Below are 17,796 nucleotides of genomic sequence, written 5' to 3' on the forward strand. Positions count from 1 at the left end.
ACGACTACCGCCTGACGAACTCGCACGGACTCTGCGAGCGAAACTCCCCTTAATAAGGGGAAGTCGCGGGATGAGTCCCCGGACAAGTGGCGATTTAATGAAGAAATTAGCTTAATTGCTATTCTACTTTCGTAAGCGCCAGCCCGCATCAAACCGGACAAAATAAATGAGCCTTAATCAGTGAAGTAAGCATTAATTTGCTTTTGGGAGATTCGTAGGCTCCTTTGTCCTTTCAACCCTTTTTCTCCCTAAACTAGATGAAATATTTAATCGTCGGTATTGACGTTAGTCGGTCGTCAATTGCCGCGTGTTTTATGCTGGAAAAACCCAGCAATCCCCGTGATGACTACTTTGACGCCGATATCGAAGTGTTTCACTCGAACCTTGAAAATTTGAATAAGTTGAGAGCCAAAATTGAAAGCTTTAAAGCTGACAAAATTATTGCTATCTGCGAACCAACCGGGATAAATTACGCACAACTGTGGATGAACAAACTTGCGGACTGGGGCTGCGAGGTACGCATGATATCAAACAGCAAGCTCCCTAATTACCGGGCGGAACTGATGGGAAAGGAAGGCAAGAGCGGGGCAAAGACTGACGATATTGATGCTTTTGCGATCGCCTGTTGGTACTTTGACAAGCCAGAAAACAGCTACCTCAAAATTCGCGACCCCCTCGTTAGTCAAATTAAGCACATCTGTTTACGACTAGAGCACCTCAACCGAGTACAAAGCCCAATCATCAACAGAATGAGACAGGAGCTTGCGTGGCAATGCCCGGAAATTGCTTTAGTGCGATCGGCAAAACTGCAAGATGATTTGGCACCGCTGCTGTGGGGATGGCTTGCAGGAAAAAGGAAATCCCAAAAGTACAATCGCATTTTGGAGAGAACGATCGGCTCCGGCATTGAACAACAAACTCGCTGGGCCGCCAAACAATACTGCGAGATTGAGGAAGAAATTTTTACACTCAAAAAACAGTTAATTCAACTGATTGACCATCCGCAGTTTGAGGAGTACCGACGGATTTTTACAAAATTTGGGTTTGGGTATCAGCTCCAAGGCTATTTACTCGGAGCGATTTACCCGATCGAAGATTTCCTCAAAGACGGTCAGCCAGAAGTCAAAATTAGAAAAAACCGCCAGACCGGGAAAGAATCTAAGCTCAAACTTTCAGAGCGCCGCTTCATGCGAGCCGTAGGTATGGGCGTAGTTCGCGAGGATAGCGGTCAGAAAAAGAAGGGCAAACAATCAGGCAGCGCGCTTTGTAGAAAGGCGTTGTGGCAATGGTGTTTTACTCGCCTGGAAGTGGCAAAGAATAATCCGCCATTGCAATTTACTTACGGTCAGGGCAAAGATGAAGAGCTCATGTCGCCGGCGGAAAATCTCAGGCGACGGAAAAAAGGCGGCACCCCAATCAAACTAGCTCGCCAGCGAGTGATTGCCCGGTGCATCCGCGAGCTGTTCAAGGAACTGTGCAGCATCGTCAAAATCTAAAATCTAAAATCTAAAATCTAAAAAACCCACGGGAGTAATCTGTCCGTGGGTCTTTTAAATGCTGCAAGAATGTCTACAGTGAAAGTGGAGGCGATCGCAGCCACAGAAGGCGAAGACTGGATAATTATCACTGTAATTGTCAAATTCTTTTGAGCAGGAGGTTCCATGAAACTGACTTACGATCCGAGATACAACGTAGCTTATATATACCTGAAAGAAAAAACCACACAGGTAAAAACTATCCAGGTTAGCGAGCAAATGAATGTGGATATTGCCCCAGACGGTACTATTTATGGAATTGAATTACTCAATGCCAATCAACAATTAGGGGCGGATAGTCAAGGAAAACTGATTGTAGTCAACGAAGCTTTGGGAGAGTCCTCTGAGATTAAACTCGCACTATAACTGCCTTAATAAAATTCTGTTAAATACAGATTAAAACCTACCATGAAAGCCTACGAGTTTCCAGCAAAAGTCACAGATGAAGGGAAAATAGAATTTCCCGATACTCTCTTAAAACACTTGGCAGCTAACCAAGCAGTCAGAGTTATTGTTCTGGTAAAAGAACCAACTGACACAGAAGAAGATGAAGAAGAGGAAAACGCTGCTTGGCAGATCCTTGCTGCTGAGCAATTATTGGCTGGCTACAGCGAGGAAGATGCTATCTACGACAATATTTGAAAGATGCCAAATTATCAATCAGGAGAAGTTCTCTTACTGGCACTACCTTTTGCCGATGTAACAACATCAAAACTCCGTCCTGTGCTGGTAGTTTTGGATACAGGAGATGAAGATATTGTTGTTGCACGAGTGACAAGTCAAACAACTAGGACTGTTTTTGATGTTGAGATTGTAGAATGGGAGCAGGCAGGTTTGTTGCGTTCGTCAGTGGTTCGGCTGCATAAGGTGAACACAATAGAAAAGCGTTTGGTCAATCGTCGATTGGGAATTTTAACCCCTAGCGACTGGACGCAAGTTAGAGAAAGAACACAACAAATATGGTATTCTATTTGAGCAGGTTTTAAAAATTATTTACTTGCCAAATTTTTGAGGTGCGTTTTCACTAAAAAATGAACAAATCAAAAAGACGCAAAAATCAGTGGTCAAATGAACTAAACGACATCATTCGAGGCGCATCTGGCGGCTTTTTGTTCGGGATTCCCCTGCTTTATACGATGGAGGTTTGGTGGATCGGTTCGCATACTAAACCAGCGGAAATGTCGATCGCGATCGCAACTACTTTTATCGTCGTTTTCTTGCTGACTCGCACTGAAGGTTTTCGCAAAACTAAAGACATCCGCTGGCTAGAAGCTGCAATCGATACCGTAGAAGCGATCGCCATCGGCATTGTCTGCGCGGCTTTGATCCTGTTTTTGCTCAGGGAAATTACGCCGGAGACTCCACTGCAAGAAACTCTGGGGAAAATCATCTTTGAAGGCCTGCCCTTTGCCTTGGGAGTTGCCCTGGCGAACGGTTTCTTGAGTGGCGATCGCTATCAAAGCTCAGACAGTGACAGCGAACCTAATATTAACCCAACTTTAGCAGATATCGGCGCTACTTTAATCGGCGCGATGATCATTGCTTTCAACATCGCCCCAACTGACGAAATTCCCATGCTAGCGGCAGGTATTTCGCCGCCTTGGCAATTAGCAATTATCGCTGCTTCGCTGCTAATTTCCTACGGTATTGTATTTGTAGCCGGCTTTACTTATCAAGCAAAACGGCAGCAGCAGCAAGGGATTTTTCAGCGTCCCCTCAGCGAAACTGTCATGGCCTATTTAGTGTCGCTGGCGGCTTCTGCATTTATGATGTTTTTCTTCCAAAAACTCACTTTTGACGACCCGTGGTCGCTTTGGTTGAACTATACGTTAGTATTGGGATTGCCGGCGGCTGTTGGTGGCGCGGCGGGGAGGTTGGCGGTATGAGTAAAAGTAATAACGAACAGCAACAAAAAAGAACGCCTGCTGAATGGGTGACATTTGCGATCGCCTGCTCTATCCTTTTTACCATCACCGGGCTCGTACTCTACAACTGGGTGACTAAAAAGCAGGAACCTCCGATTATTTCTGTCACTCGCAACACGCCTATTCGCGAAAATCAAGGGCAATTTTACGTACCGTTTACAGTGACAAATACGGGTGGCGAAACGGCAGAATCAGTGCAAATTATTGCCGAACTGCGCGTCAACGGTGAAGTTGTAGAATCCGGCGATCAACAAATTGATTTTTTGTCAAGTGGCGAAACTCAAGAAGGAGCTTTTATTTTCAGCCGTAACCCGAGTCAAGGTGAGTTGATTGTGCGATCGAGCAGTTATAAACTACCTTAACAAACATCAAAATCGGCGGTTAAAACCTTTTCACCTCTGTGAACTCTTTCTCTTCCTACCCTACCATTCGGGAACCCCTGCCGGGAAAGAGAAAGGCTTCGCCGAACGCGCCCTTTGAGTCTTCGCGGTTCGTTCAACCTAAAAACCCCCTTGCGCGTTGGCATTTATTGCTATATGCCGCACAGGCGCGATTTCAATCGCTTTGGAATTGCGATATATCTAACGCTTCACGAGATTGTTTTCCCACTTCCAAACACAGCTCGAAATCAAATTTGTGCAGATATGAGCCGTAATTGGCACTAACAAATTCCCAGTAGCTAACACACTGTAACCCAACAGCAATCCGACAGCCGTTGCCCAAACAGCATAAGGCCACTGATCCATGCCTCCCAAGTGCAGAATACCGAAACAAAAACTCGATAAAACTAAACCGGTAACATTCAATCCCAAAGCAGACAGCATCACCCCACGAAATAGCAATTCTTCGCTAAGTCCAGGCAGCAGTCCCAGCCAAATCAAATCCGGCCAAAACAAAGGTTTTAGCACTACTTCCAAGTAAACATCCGCACTCCGGCGATAACCCGGCCAGAGGTGATAAACGATCGCACTGCCGCCTGTAATTGCCAGTCCCAGCGCAAATCCTTTGAGCAAGTCCATTCCTATCAATTTGACTGGCAAAAGCGATACCGATCCAAATAGCAACCACAATTTAGCTACCGCCAGCAACATAATTGCTGTCACGCCCATTGCTACTAAAACTTGGGTGCGCGTCAAAGGTTCAATTTCAGGATTTCCGGGAAGTTTTTCTGCCACTTAATCACTTTTAGATTTGAGGTTTGAGATTTTAGATTTGTTGAGTTTAGTCAGACAAACAACGCAGGGAGGAGATGTCTGCACCCAAGGAAGCTGGACTGATGCCGGCCCGCAAAGCGACCAAAACTCCGATCGCCTCTAAATATGAGTTTACCTGCAAAGCTTTGATTCCGAGTTTTTCTGGAGTCGCCTGCATCTGGGTTTTGTTGTCCCCCACAGCGATGATTTGTACCGACGATCGCCCACTTAAACTCAGAATAGCACTGCCGCCGCAGGCTGTGGCGGGTATTACCACCGCATCGACTCGATCGGCGGTAATTGATAATTGATTGTGCTGCTGGCTTTCTGGCGCTACGAATTGGGGAGCTTTGCTGAGGCCGGCAAGGACGCAAGGTAGGAAAGTATAGCCGATTTCCTCAGCAGCCGATCGCGGGGACAGGTGCGGATCGAGGGGAAGTGGGGAAAGCGCGGGGGCGTGGGCGCAGGGGATTTTAAACGTCCTGACGATGAGGTGGCTGATGACAGCTTCGGCGCCGGCGAGGGGGTCAACTCCTTTGCCGCGGCGGTAGTTTTCGAGGGCGAGGCTGCCTTCATCGTCGGGAAATCTGGCGACAACTGCGATCGCCTCTACTCTTGCTTGTTCAATTAATTTTTCTGCCGCGCGCAATAAACTGTCGGGATTGCCGATCGTCCCCCAGGATGCCCCCGATTCAGAAATACGCAATTCTACTTGCAGAGGGCGATCGGTTAAAACACAATCAGTTATATTCAAACCCAATGTAGCTCTCGCTGCATCAGCCGCTTGCAAGTGGCGCAACTGCAAGTCTGGTTCAATGCCAGCATCGAGGATTAAGCCGATGCGATTTTGATGTACCGGTTGCAGTCCCCAGCATCCGGCAGCAAATTTGTCAAGGGCGTAACCTTCAACGTAGAGAGCGTTAGGTATCGGCCAATAAAGTTGAGCGCCGTTGAGGACGTTGGGGTGAGTGAGCAGGGTGTCTGAAATTTGGGCGATCGCCCTAGCCACCGGCAGCGCATCTCCTGCAAACCCACCAATCGATGCTCCAACGCCTGTGGGGACTATCAAAACCACTGTCAAAGGGCGGGGGTTCACGGTGTTGCGGGGGATGCTTCCACGAGCACGTAGCCTTCTACCACAGCCTTTTGCCGATCGACATCCACGTCTGTGACGGCCCAGCGCAGGGGTTCGCCGTGCTTTTGCAGTTCAATTTCAATAGCCGAGTGCAGTTGCTCGGCGGTATCGTGGAGGTCAACTTCTGCGGAAATGAAATGGGTGGTCATAGGGCGATCCATAGTGGTTTTACCGCTAACGGTACTTAGGTCAATTTTAGCTTAGTGCTAGGATTTACCGAATTGGCGATCGTACACAATGTCTTCTTTTTCTGTTTCTATCTTCAAGTTCGATCGGGGATAAGCAACGCACAGCAATACATAACCTTCTGCCTGAAGATCGGGACTAACGCCCATACCATCAGCTTGATCGACCGTCCCTTCAATAATTTTACCAGCACAGGTAGTACAAACCCCCGCATTGCAAGAACTCGGCAACTCAATGCCGGCGTCATTAGCGGCGCGGAGAATTTGTTTATCTTCGGGTACTTCTACGGTATAGGTAGAGCCTTGGTGGATCAATTCAACAGTGTAAGTCTTAGACATATTTCAATTATTGGTTTTAATTCCCCAATTGGAATTTACGCTAGATTTGGAAACAAAGCAATCAGTATTTTACCGCTGTTTGTGCTTTTGTGCAAATTTATAACTGCTGTTTTTATTGATTATTTTTTTTATTAATTGGGTGGGGCGAGCGAGCGGCATTTTGTCAATGACTTTTTCACAAATTATTACAATCCTCACGGCGGAACTCTGCCACAAAGCACTTATACCTAATTAATTTTTGGCTTTCAAGCCAACAACTCATCAACCGCAACACTAAAACCCGGCAGCACTAGGTGACTGCTGACTGTAGAGCCCCGGTTAAAGGTTAACTTTTGAGTTTGAGTCACGATCAATATCCAGCGACTTTCTGGAAAAACAATCCAAGCTTCCAGACAACCTGAATCTAAATATTCTTGTGCTTTTAGAAATATTTCTTCCGCAATATCAGTAGGAGAAACTATTTCAGCAATTAACGGCGGACTTTGAGGCAAAGTAGGAACATCGCCATATTGTGAGACTAATTCTGGAGTCAGATAAGCTACATCAGGACGGCGCACTCGCCTGTCAGTACGGCAAGGAACTTCTGTATAAACTTCGCCTCCTTGTCCGCTAGAATCTTTGTAATTTCCCCAAGCACGATCTAGTCTTGATTGGATTCGACTGTGTTTTACTGTCATACCATTTTTCTCCGAGATTTGCCCGTCCACCCATTCCATATCATCGGCGGGACAGGCTATAAATTCTTCTAGAGAAACATTTTCTGATAAAACTGCTGCCATTACCATAGCCATTTACTCCCTTTTGCAGAATTCACTCGTATTGTAGCAATCTATTGGTAATTGGTAATTGGTAATTGGTAATTGGAACTAACAAATAACCTATGCCCTATGCCCTATGCCCTATGCCCTATGCCCCATGCCCAATTTACTCAATATCAATTTGATTGGGAGGCTTAGGTTGATTCTGTTTGTCATCGTTCAAAGTTTTGCGCCCAGAACTAGCATAATCTTTATAAAAATCCACAAACATCTTGGTTAACTGCTGCAAAGAAAGTTGTTCCCCATTAACTTGAGCTTTCATATAAGCTTTAAGCACTTCAATGTAAGCCAAACCGAGGGCAAGCGTGAGAGTTGCTGCGGTTGCACCGGAGATAGCACCGCCGACAACAGTACCCGCACCAGGAATCATTTTAATCAAATTAGTAACAATACTTCTGCCAACAGCAGTAACCCCGCCTGTGCCGCTAATAGCAGACAGCATCGCCGAAATAAAGCCCTTATCAAAGGGCATTCCAAAAATCACAGTAATATTAGCAATCATTGCCGTTTGCATCGTCATCAAAATCGGCGCATCAGCAAAGGGTACAGGAGTCGCACCGACAATTGCAGAACCTGCAACATAAGCACTTAGATACTTAAATGCCATATCTGATTTGAGCGCAATATTAGCAATTTGTTCTTTAACAAAAGCTTTTTTAGCTACTTCCGGCAACAGTTGAAAAGTTGCATCTACCAACTTATCTAAACCGTGAGATTTTACTGTATAATCCTCATCTATTTCTTCCGGCTCAGCCATGACGGGGATGATTTGACTGACGGGCAAATTCATGTGTTCCAGTTGCTTGAAAAACTCGCTCGGCTTTTTAGATGTAGTCTGAGTCAGCACTAAAAGAACTGGTACATCTTTGACTTCCATTTCTTTTAGCCAGTTTTCCTCCACAGATTCTATTCTATTGGCGCTGTGATTGATGCAGTACCAGATGACGTGAATGTGTTCTTTGGGGTGCAGGAGTCTTTGGTCTTCAATCAGTTTAGCAACGTTTAATTGAATAACTTTAATTTGTTCGGCATTGAGTTCGAGTCCGGGAGTATCGTAGACTGTAATTGGGCAATTCGGTTTGGTATATTGGCGAATGCCTTGAGTGATGGGACGGCCGACTCCGGTTTCTGCTAAGCGTTGGCGAAAAACTGAATTTATCAGGGTACTTTTGCCGACGCCGGTTTTGCCGATGACTAAAACATTGCACTGTCCCACTTGGTTTTCTGCATCTTTGAAGGCGTAGTAACTTCTATTTAAAAGCTCGTCTAAGGAAAAGTCGTCTGACATGGCGGTTTGCTCCGATAATGGTGGGAGATTAATTAAATACCACCGAATAGAATTCCGATGCTCTACAAACGAAGTCCGCGAAGGCGGACTGAGGAGTCTTAAGAATATTGTAGCAATTTGATTTAAGAACTGGTGCAACGGGTAGAGGAGAGTTTTGTGTCGCGTGCTGCTAAATGAAAGGTTGTAGAATTTAGTTTAAGCTAGCAATCGATCGACATCGATGCTAAACCCGATCAGGATTTGTTGGGTGCTGGCGGTATCGCCGGATCTAAATGTCAATATTTGATTTTGAGCCATGACAAATATTAAACGACTTTCTGGAAAAACTAGCCAGACTTCCTGACAGCTAGATTCTAAATATTCCTGTGCTTTGAGAAATACATCTTCAGCGATATCGGTGGGTGAAACTATTTCGGCAATTAAGGGAAAACTTTGGGGTAAAGTGGCAAGATTGCCAAATTGTGCAACTAATTCGGGTGTGAGATAAGCGACATCGGGGCGGCGAATTTGTTGGTTAGTGCGGCAAGGTGGTGAAATATAAACTTCTCCTCCTTGTTTGCTGGAAATCATGTAATTTGCCCAAGCACAACCCAGGCTTGATTGAATTTTACCATGCTTGAGCGTGGCTCCATTTTTCTCCACGAGTTGTCCGTCCACCCATTCCATGTTGTCGGGGGGATTAGCCATGAAGTCTTCTAAAGTAAAATTCTTCTGTGCAGCAGTAGCAGTGACCATAGTTATTTATTCGCTTTTAGTAAACTTACTTATTACTATTATGAGCGATCGCCCTTGCCAATCGCACTTTGACCCACACTGCTGAAATTATACTGTAACGCCGTCAGGCCGAGCAGCGTAGGCTGACTTGCTTCTAATAGCGACAGCTTTTAACTTATCGGTTGTCGGCATTACGGGTATTTCCGGCGATCGACTTATGCAAATAAATCAGTTCCTCGGCTCATTTTTACAGAACAGTACCCAGAGGGAACCTTACAATAGCGACATTCCCAATCACTAGGTTTTGGGTTGGGAGGTTGAGAATTACAAAGCATGGCAATTAACTGCTGCAAACGCTGTCTAAATTGCTCATTAACACACCACTTAGGAATATCTAAAATGCCATCTCGATAAACTAAGCGCCCGTGCGGAATGTGACCTTTAAACATATCTTTGGTTTCGGGGGCAAAGGGCAACATTGACATATAGAGGAGCACTTGCATTTTATGGGAATCTTTGCGCTTGCCGGTTTTGATATCTTCGACAACTGCCCAATCATCTTTGATAGCAATGATATCAGGTCGGCCGGCAACGCAGATATCAAAAATTTGACCTTTATATTTGAAAGAATTTTGATTTTCAACATAGACAGTGAAGCCTTCGGTTTGCAGTTGGAATGCTCGTTGAATCAGCTTTTCTTCATGTTCTGAGGGGGCATAGGTACTCGGTTGTTTTTCAAATTGATAGTGAGTTCGTTGCCATAATGCGTGTAGGCAATCTTTTTCGGTTGCTAAGACTTCGGCAATCGCAGTTACAGTGGCGTAGGGATTGAATCTTTTTTGCGCTTGTACTAGCTTCATAATCAACTTCCTTTTAGTTAAGATTCCAGGTTCATAGTTTCACTATAAAAAAGTTGACATAGTTGGCAATACCCTTGACATAGTTGTTTTTATAGCGAGTCAGTTTATTTAGTTAAAATAGTCTAAATAGTTGAAATAGTTTGAGGTTTTTAGTGCCTTTTATTTCTGCTAGGGATGTGCTAGGTTGAAAGAGAGGTTTCAGAAACCCGGTTTCTGGCTCGTTGCATAATCAGAGGTATCCCGATGACTCCTGAACCAAAAAAGTTTCTTGACGACATTGCCGCAGAAATGAAAACGCAGCCGGCGTTTAATGATAGAGAGTCATTATTTTTCCCGCTGCGCTTCGATAAAAATCGCCCTTTTGCAGTTCAACACAAAGAAATTGCTGAAAACTTAATGCCAAAAGATCCTCTTCTTGGAGGTGTAAATTATGTAAGTTCAATCGGCACAACGGTGCAAAATATTGTGAGTGCAATGGTAGGGAGATTAGAAACCGAACACAAAAAAGCAATTTCAGGTCTATATGAAGCGGAAATGAGAACCGATGGGGTTGATGTTGATAGCTTACTGAATGGAAAAAAGGGAGAAAAAGGTACTTGGGAAGTCGTTTATGATTGGCTGTGGCATCATAAATACCTACGGTGGCTTGATAAAAATGGCTGGCAAATTTTGCAGGAAAAAGCTAAATCGCCTCCCAATTGGCTACAGTTTTTAACCAAACAGGAAATGGCATCCGTGCAAAGGGGAACTAGAGCCTTAATTTTGCCTCCGCCTCCCCCTGCGGTACAGAAAACTACGCCAACAATTCCCGTAGAACAGTCTCTTTGGATGGTTATTGATTTAGAATTTGATAATTCTCAATTGCTGTTGTTGAATCGCAGCCAAGATGGGCAAGCTTTACTCTGCCCGTCTTCCGCTTATGCACCGCATCCGATAGTGGATAAATCGCCGATTTTGCTGCCTCAAAATGATGCTTGGGCTGGTAATAGAGAGGAAAAGTTTGTGTTTGGGGAAGCGGGAAAGGAGGAATTTTTAGCAATTGTGTTGGAGAAGCCTTTGAGTTTACCTTGGCTGACTCCCCGCGAAGATGAATCTTTACCGGAATGGAATGCTGAACGGATTAAGGAGTTATTTGAACAATTGGAAAAACAAGGCAATTGGCAAGTTTTTTATCAAAATTTTGATGTCGTGTAAACTGCCTAATTGTAGTTGGGAGTGATCGAAAAAATAATCACAGAGAATAGAGGAAAATAACCATGTACGAAAATCGCAGGGCTGCCTATTTGCAACTCATCCAAAAACTGCTCAAATCTTCTAAAGGGGAAGAATTGCAAATCTTAAACGCACACTCCGACTTACTCGACCCCGGACTTTTGCAAATCATCATTTTGATTGCTCAACAATTTGATGATAGCGACAACCAAAATCTAGCTAATTTTTTAACTAACCTTGCCTTGCGACTGGGGGAACTTCTCGGTAGTAATCAACAGCGAAGGAAAGTAAGAAAAGTAACAGCAGCTATTTTATTTTTGTGGGGGAAAGAGCAATTTTACATGAGGCAGTTTCTCATTGCTTTCCAATGCTGGCAACAGTCTCTTGTCATTTATCAAGCTACTCACGACCGACAATGGGAAGCCAATTCTCTGGGAAATTTAGGCATCGCTTACGACTTTCTAGGAGAGTCCGAACTTGGGATCGCCTGCCAAGAAAAGCAATTAGCTATTTATAGGGAAATCAAAGATCGGCAAGGGGAAGCCAATTCTCTGATAAATTTAGGCATCTCTTACTGTTCTCTCGGAGAATATGACCTTGCGATCAGATCCCACAAAGAATCTTTAGTCATTTGTGGGCAAATCAAAGACCGTCGAGGGGAAGCAGTTTCATTGGGAAGTTTAGGTGTTGCTTACAAATCTATGGGAAAATACAAAAGAGCGATCACCTACCACGAAATGTCTTTAGCCATTAAACTAGAAATCAAAGACCGCGAAGGGGAAGGGAATTCACTAGGAAAATTAGGCGACGCTTACTTCTATCTGGGAGAGTACGAACGAGCGATTACTTACTACGAAAAGTCTTTAGCAATTTGTGGGGAAATCAGAGACCGCCGAGGGGAAGCAAATTCACTGGGACGTTTAGGCGACGCTTACAATTGTCTGGGAGATTACCAGCGATCGCTCGCCTACCACGAAAAGTCTTTAGCAATTTGTGGGGAAATCAAAGACCGCCAAGGGAAAGCAAATTCACTAGCAAGTTTAGGCATTTCTTACCGTTCTCTTGGAGAGTACAAACTCGCGATCGCTTGTCACGAAAAGTCTTTAGCCATTTGTCTGGAAATTAAAGATCGGCAAGGGGAAGCAACTTCACTCGGAAGTTTAGGTAACGCTTACCTCTTCCTGGGAGATTGCAAACGAGCGATCGCCTACTACGTCAAGTCTTTAGCTATTTGTTTGGAAATCAAATACCGCATTGGTGAAGTTGCTTCTCTCAACAATCTTGGTAACGCTTACCGCGAATTGCAGGAAACAGAGTTAGCAATACAAAAATATCAAGGTTGCCTAGAAATTGCTACCCCCGAAACCATGCCACCCGAATCCTTTACAGCCGGCCATAACCTCGGTAACATTGCTTTGATCAAAGGCGACTGGCATCTCGCCTTAGAAGGATACGAACCCGCTATAAAAGCCGTCGAACAACTCCGCAAAGGATCAACCACCGACGATCGCCGCCAAAAAATCATTGCAGAAGCCCTCTCAGTTTACGCCAACGCCGTCCAATGCTACATCAACCTCAAACAATACGATCGAGCTGTCGAAACCGCCGATCGCTCCCGATCGCGCCACCTCGCCGACTTATTCGCCAGCAAAGACCTCTACCCCCAAGGCGAAATTCCCCCAGAAGTCGAAGCATACTATCGCCTGCAACAACAAAGCGATCGCTTGCGTATTTCTGAAAATGACGGTACAAAAGCGATCGCCGCCACTCGCCAACCAATCCCCAACGGCGACGCTATCATCGAAAAAATTAAAGAATTAGAAGCAGAAAAACAGCAAGCTTGGCTAAAAATTCGCAGCAAAGACCAAGTTTTGGCGGCTCAATTGCAACCAGCCCCCCTCAGTTTCGACCAGATGCAAGCCTTAATTCCCGATGCCGAAACCGCCATCCTCAATTTTTACACCACTGCTGAGCATACCCACATTTTCATCTTGCGCCAAAGTCAAGCAACCAAACTCCACACCTGCGAAGGTCAAGGACTTGAAACCTTGCAAAATTGGCTATTGAACAACTGGTTAAGGCCTTATGTCGAAAACAAAACCGCATGGAAAAATCAAATGGGTGAATTTCTCCCAGAACTCGCTAACCGCCTGCAAATTAATCAACTAATTTCCCAACATCTCAACGGCATCAAAGAACTGATTATTATCCCTCACCTGTACCTGCATCAAATCCCCTTTGCTGCCTTACCATTAAACGAGATTCCCATTCCCCAAAGTGATACAGCTTCCGACAAAACACGCGGCTTAAAACCTCTGAGCAAACCCACCATCACCCCTACGAAAACCCCGCCCCAAAAACAACCCGAGTACCTCAGCGATAAATTCCGCATCCGCATCGTTCCCAGTTGCCAAATTCTCAACTTTTGCCACCAGCGAGGCAACCTCAAACCTGCGACAATGGGAATCGTAGAAAATGCCACAGGCGACCTCGTTTGCGCTGGCTACGAGTGCGAAACCCTGGCAACCATGCACCAAATTGATAAAAATTCCCGCCTCGAATATGAGCAAGCGACGATCGGCAACTATCACAACTTACTCAACCAAGTGCAAGTCCTTCATTCCAGCCATCACGCCAGTGCCGATCTGAATAATTCCCTAGAATCAAAACTGCATTTATTTGATGGCGATATCAACCTCGGTCGTGTTTTTACCTGGAGATTTACCGACTTAGCTGAAGTGTTCCTATCTTGCTGCGAAACTAATTTAACTTTTACCCAAATTACCGACGATCCGCTCTCCATTGCTAGCGGTTTTCTCTGTGCGGGTGCGCGAAATGTGGTTAGTACCTTGTGGGCTGTGGATGATTTAGCAACCGCTTTATTTTGCATTTTATACTATCAGGAAAAGCAGACTAATAGCCGATCGCAAGCGCTGCAAAAAGCACAATTTAAGCTACGCAACTTGACAGGTGATGAGTTATCTAGTAAATATAAACCCCTGTTAGAGGATTATTTTGAGCAACAAAAAGGAGAAAAACAAGCAGAAATTGTCAAAAATGTGCGATTGCGTTTAGACTGGCTTTGTCGGCAAGAATTGCCGTTTGTCAGTCCCTATAATTGGGCGGGGTTTATGTCGCAGGGTTTGGCGTAGGAGAAACAGAGGTCAAGAAAATCATCTTTTCGCCCAAAAAAAAGCGCCTGAGTTGCCTCAGACGCATACCATAAAATCAACAAATTGTCAACCCTAACCTAACCGTTCAAAGCCTCAGCACCGCCGCAAACTTCCAGGATTTCCTGAGTAATTGCCGCTTGCCGCGCCTTGTTATAAGTCAGCGTCAAACTACCGATCAAATCGCTAGCATTCTCACTAGCATTGTTCATCGCCGTCATCCGCGCAGCCAACTCGCTAGCAGCAGACTCTTGCAAAGCCCGCAGCAATTGGTTGTTCAAATACAAGGGCAAAAGAGCCTCCAGAATTTGCGCCGGATCTTGCTCGAAAATCATGTCTCTGGGCAAACTCTTCGTAGGTGAAGCAACCTTCTCCCGCGATACTTGAAACTGTCCGCCTTGCGATGTCAAGCGGAAGATTTCATCATCAGGAGTTTCCAAACCTTGGGGGTCGAGGGGCAGCAAAGTTTGAATTACCGGACGCGAACTAATTAATGACACAAACTTGGTGTAAATTAGCTCAACTCTGTCCACAGTTCCTGACAGGAACAAAGAAAGCAATTCGTCAGCAATTTGTGCCGCTTCCGGTGCTGTGGGAATTTGTTCTAAGTTAGCGTAAGTAGCATCGATCGGCTGTTCGCGGCGCTGGAAATACTGAGTAGCTTTGCGTCCTACCAACACGTATTTGTAGTCTAAGCCTTCAGCTTTGATTTCCTTAGCGCGATTTTCGGCGTATCTGATGATGTTGCTGTTGTAGCCGCCGCACAAACCCCGATCGCCCGAAACTACCAACAGTCCCACCGATCGCACTTCGCGTTTTTTCAGCAGCGGCAAATCCAGGTTTTCAAACTGCAAGCGTTCCGCCAAACCGTACAATACCTCTGCCAGTCGATCGGCAAAAGGACGAGTAGCAGTCACCTGTTCTTGAGCGCGGCGCACCTTTGCAGCGGCCACCAAGCGCATTGCTTCTGTAATCTTTTTAGTGTTCTTGACCGACTTAATGCGATCGCGAATAGTTTTCAGATTTGCCATAACTTTCTCCTTACATCCTTGCCCGCATCTTCTTAATTAAAACCGCAGATTAACGCAGAGTAACGCAGATTAACTTCAGATTATCTGCGTTAATCCGCGTTCATCTGCGGTTCAAAATTCCTACTTGTCTACGCAGAAACTAGAAAACTTTGCTTGTATTCAGTGATGCCTTCTTTCAGCAGCTTCTCAGCTTCATCAGTCAAAGCTTTTCCGCCTTGAACAATTTCGCCGTACTTCGGCTTGCTAGTCCGCAAATAGTCGCGCAAACCAACAGTAAACTTGCTTACTTTGTCCACATCGATGTCATCCATGTAGCCGTTAATGCCAGCATAGATCACAGCCACTTGTTCGTTCATCGGCAGAGGCGAGCTTTGAGGCTGTTTCAACAGTTCCCGCAAGCGCTGACCGCGCGACAATTGATTTTGAGTAGCTTTATCCAAGTCAGAAGCAAACTGAGAAAATGCTGCCAGTTCTTCAAACTGCGCCAATTCCAATTTCACCTTACCGGCTACTTTTTTCATCGCCTTAGTTTGAGCTGCCGAACCAACCCGCGATACCGAAATACCGGGGTTTACTGCCGGACGCAAACCAGCGTTAAACAAGTCAGAAGAAAGGAAGATTTGACCGTCGGTAATCGAAATTACGTTCGTCGGAATGTAAGCAGAAACGTCACCAGCTTGGGTTTCGATAATCGGCAAAGCTGTCATGCTGCCTTCGCCCAACTCGTCGCTCAATTTAGCAGCGCGTTCTAGCAAGCGAGAGTGCAGGTAAAACACGTCTCCGGGATAAGCTTCGCGACCGGGAGGACGGCGCAGCAACAGAGACATTTGGCGGTAAGCTTGTGCTTGTTTGGAAAGGTCATCGTAAATGACCAAAGTGTGCTTGCCTTTGTACATGAAATACTCGGCTAAGCTAGCACCTGTGTAGGGAGCCAAATATTGCAGGGTTGCGGGGTCACTAGCGTTGGCTGCTACTACGATCGTGTAGTCCATCGCGCCCTTTTCTTGCAGGACGTTGACGATGTTAGCTACTGTAGAAGCTTTTTGACCGATCGCTACGTAAACGCAGATCACGTTTTCCGATTTTTGGTTGATGATTGTGTCGATCGCGATCGCAGTTTTACCGGTTTGTCTGTCACCGATAATCAGTTCCCGCTGTCCTCTTCCCACCGGAATCATCGCATCAATAGCGGTAATTCCTGTTTGCATCGGTTCGTAAACAGAACGGCGAGAAACAATCCCCGGTGCCGGAGATTCAATCAAGCGAGATTCAGTAGTTTTAATTTCTCCTTTGCCGTCAATCGGACGGGCCAAAGCATCAACTACCCGTCCCAACATTGCTTCACCCACGGGGACTTCAGCAATTCTGCCAGTAGCAGTAACTGCCGAACCTTCTTGAATGCCGAGGCCTTGGCCCATCAACACTGCACCCACGTTATCTTGTTCGAGGTTCAGTGCAATGCCCACAGTGCCGTCGGCAAATTCTAGCAATTCCCCAGACATGGCTTTATCCAAGCCATAAATCCGAGCAATGCCGTCGCCTACTTGCAGAACAGTACCGACGTTAGAGACTTTTACGTCTTGGTCGTACTGCTCAATTTGCTGGCGAATAATGCTGCTAATTTCGTCAGGTCTGATTGCTGCCATGTTAGTTATTATTTGTCAGTTGTCAGTTGTTAGTTGTCAGTTGTACGTCGATGTTTTCGGCCAGAAAGAATTGGGATTTGGTAATAAGCATTTGGGAATAACAACTAAAAAACAGAAATTAATTTCTTCCTGCTTCCTGTTTGATTCTTCCTTCTTCCTTCTTCCTTCTTCCTTCTTCCTTCTTCCTGCTTCCTTAAATCAGGAATTCAAGCGAAGTCCCAAACGGCGCAATTGTCCCCGCAGGCTGGCATCAATTACTTGAGAGCCTACTTTGATTACCACACCGCCGATTAAATCTGCGTCTATTTTGGTTTCAATTTCTACGCTTCTAGCGCTGGTCATCGCCTGCACTTTCTCGCGAACAGTCTGCTGTTGAGCGTCTGAAAGCGGGACAGCCGATGTAACTTCAGCCAATACTGTTTGGTTGAGTTCTCGGAGCCTTGCCAAGTATTGTTTCCCAATTCCTTCTAAAAAAAGAATTCTTCCTTTGTCTACTAAAAGCTTCAGAAAGCTGTGCATCAAGGGGCTCATTTCTTCACCCGCTATTTGCTGAATCACAGCTTTTTTAGCATCCGGTTTGATCAGCGGATTGGCTAAAAATTGACGCAAGTCTTCCGAACCTTCTAGCAGGCTCAGCAAGGAACGAATATCTTCGCCGAACTTCTCTGAGAGATTACTGGACTGAGCCAGTGACATCAAGGCAGATGCGTAAGGCTGTAAGACTTCTGTGCTAACTGTACTCACG

19 protein-coding genes are annotated in these 17,796 nt (G+C 45.4%); 8 read left to right on the top strand and 11 right to left on the bottom strand.

Annotation, left to right across the window (positions count from 1 at the left end; translation table 11 throughout):
- Positions 1 to 257 precede the first annotated feature (257 nt).
- The 6 genes from QUA10_RS17140 (at position 258) to QUA10_RS17165 (ending at position 3,822) form a co-directional block, all read left to right on the top strand.
- Positions 258 to 1,496: an IS110 family transposase gene (locus QUA10_RS17140; RefSeq protein ID WP_333083712.1), complete on the top strand. Its 1,239-nt coding sequence runs from the start codon at positions 258 to 260 to the stop codon at positions 1,494 to 1,496.
- Between the two features lie 165 nt (positions 1,497 to 1,661).
- Entirely contained in the window at positions 1,662 to 1,901 is a 240-nt protein-coding gene (locus QUA10_RS17145) for a DUF2283 domain-containing protein (RefSeq protein ID WP_333083710.1), read from the top strand.
- 42 nt (positions 1,902 to 1,943) lie between these two features.
- A complete protein-coding gene (locus QUA10_RS17150; protein WP_333083708.1) occupies positions 1,944 to 2,177 on the top strand; it encodes a hypothetical protein in 234 nt (77 codons plus the stop codon).
- A 3-nt stretch (positions 2,178 to 2,180) separates the two neighbouring features.
- Complete coding sequence (locus QUA10_RS17155) at positions 2,181 to 2,510, top strand: type II toxin-antitoxin system PemK/MazF family toxin (protein WP_333083707.1); 330 nt, start codon at positions 2,181 to 2,183, stop codon at positions 2,508 to 2,510.
- A gap of 56 nt (positions 2,511 to 2,566) precedes the next feature.
- The gene (locus QUA10_RS17160; protein WP_333083706.1) at positions 2,567 to 3,421 is read left to right on the top strand and encodes a TIGR02587 family membrane protein; all 855 of its coding nucleotides are present in this window, start codon (positions 2,567 to 2,569) and stop codon (positions 3,419 to 3,421) included.
- Positions 3,418 to 3,822, top strand: a complete 405-nt coding sequence (locus QUA10_RS17165) for a TIGR02588 family protein (protein WP_333083705.1) — start codon at positions 3,418 to 3,420, stop codon at positions 3,820 to 3,822. Before QUA10_RS17160 ends, QUA10_RS17165 begins: the two co-directional genes overlap by 4 nt.
- A 219-nt stretch (positions 3,823 to 4,041) precedes the next feature.
- On the opposite strand, the gene QUA10_RS17170 is transcribed toward QUA10_RS17165, so the two are convergent.
- From QUA10_RS17170 to QUA10_RS17205, 8 genes are all read right to left on the bottom strand, one after another.
- Positions 4,042 to 4,635: a CPBP family intramembrane glutamic endopeptidase gene (locus tag QUA10_RS17170; RefSeq protein ID WP_333083704.1), complete on the bottom strand. Its 594-nt coding sequence runs from the start codon at positions 4,633 to 4,635 to the stop codon at positions 4,042 to 4,044.
- A 46-nt stretch (positions 4,636 to 4,681) separates the two neighbouring features.
- Positions 4,682 to 5,749, bottom strand: a complete 1,068-nt coding sequence (locus QUA10_RS17175; RefSeq protein ID WP_333083702.1) for a DUF3326 domain-containing protein — start codon at positions 5,747 to 5,749, stop codon at positions 4,682 to 4,684.
- Positions 5,746 to 5,937: a hypothetical protein gene (locus QUA10_RS17180; RefSeq protein ID WP_333054545.1), complete on the bottom strand. Its 192-nt coding sequence runs from the start codon at positions 5,935 to 5,937 to the stop codon at positions 5,746 to 5,748. Before QUA10_RS17180 ends, QUA10_RS17175 begins: the two co-directional genes overlap by 4 nt.
- A 57-nt stretch (positions 5,938 to 5,994) precedes the next feature.
- Positions 5,995 to 6,312 (bottom strand): 2Fe-2S iron-sulfur cluster-binding protein, encoded by a 318-nt coding sequence (locus tag QUA10_RS17185; protein WP_333083700.1) that lies wholly within the window; start codon positions 6,310 to 6,312, stop codon positions 5,995 to 5,997.
- A 245-nt stretch (positions 6,313 to 6,557) separates the two neighbouring features.
- On the bottom strand, positions 6,558 to 7,103 hold the full coding sequence (locus tag QUA10_RS17190; RefSeq protein WP_333086319.1) for a Uma2 family endonuclease: 546 nt from the start codon (positions 7,101 to 7,103) through the stop codon (positions 6,558 to 6,560).
- Positions 7,104 to 7,236: 133 nt separating this feature from the next.
- A complete protein-coding gene (locus QUA10_RS17195) occupies positions 7,237 to 8,418 on the bottom strand; it encodes a GTPase (RefSeq protein WP_333083699.1) in 1,182 nt (393 codons plus the stop codon).
- 195 nt (positions 8,419 to 8,613) lie between these two features.
- On the bottom strand, positions 8,614 to 9,153 hold the full coding sequence (locus QUA10_RS17200; RefSeq protein WP_333083697.1) for a Uma2 family endonuclease: 540 nt from the start codon (positions 9,151 to 9,153) through the stop codon (positions 8,614 to 8,616).
- Between the two features lie 194 nt (positions 9,154 to 9,347).
- On the bottom strand, positions 9,348 to 9,992 hold the full coding sequence (locus QUA10_RS17205) for a PD-(D/E)XK nuclease family protein (RefSeq protein ID WP_333083696.1): 645 nt from the start codon (positions 9,990 to 9,992) through the stop codon (positions 9,348 to 9,350).
- Positions 9,993 to 10,235: 243 nt separating this feature from the next.
- Here QUA10_RS17205 and QUA10_RS17210 point away from each other — a divergent pair, with 243 nt between their 5' ends.
- Positions 10,236 to 11,186, top strand: coding sequence for a hypothetical protein (locus QUA10_RS17210; RefSeq protein ID WP_333083695.1), 951 nt, complete (start codon positions 10,236 to 10,238; stop codon positions 11,184 to 11,186).
- A gap of 62 nt (positions 11,187 to 11,248) precedes the next feature.
- On the top strand, positions 11,249 to 14,356 hold the full coding sequence (locus QUA10_RS17215; RefSeq protein ID WP_333083694.1) for a CHAT domain-containing tetratricopeptide repeat protein: 3,108 nt from the start codon (positions 11,249 to 11,251) through the stop codon (positions 14,354 to 14,356).
- A gap of 98 nt (positions 14,357 to 14,454) precedes the next feature.
- Here the strand turns inward: QUA10_RS17215 and QUA10_RS17220 are convergent, their stop codons facing one another.
- The 3 genes from QUA10_RS17220 to atpH all read right to left on the bottom strand — a co-directional run bounded on the left by QUA10_RS17220 (position 14,455) and on the right by atpH (position 17,795).
- Positions 14,455 to 15,405 carry a F0F1 ATP synthase subunit gamma gene (locus QUA10_RS17220; protein ID WP_006631110.1) on the bottom strand — a complete coding sequence of 317 codons (951 nt, stop codon included), beginning with the start codon at positions 15,403 to 15,405 and terminating at the stop codon, positions 14,455 to 14,457.
- A gap of 128 nt (positions 15,406 to 15,533) precedes the next feature.
- Complete coding sequence (atpA, locus tag QUA10_RS17225) at positions 15,534 to 17,051, bottom strand: F0F1 ATP synthase subunit alpha (protein ID WP_333083692.1); 1,518 nt, start codon at positions 17,049 to 17,051, stop codon at positions 15,534 to 15,536.
- Between the two features lie 198 nt (positions 17,052 to 17,249).
- Entirely contained in the window at positions 17,250 to 17,795 is a 546-nt protein-coding gene (gene atpH, locus QUA10_RS17230; RefSeq protein WP_333083690.1) for an ATP synthase F1 subunit delta, read from the bottom strand.
- Position 17,796: the final 1 nt, after the last annotated feature.

The sequence above is a fragment of the Microcoleus sp. Pol8_D6 genome (assembly GCF_036700965.1).
GTDB lineage: Bacteria > Cyanobacteriota > Cyanobacteriia > Cyanobacteriales > Microcoleaceae > Microcoleus.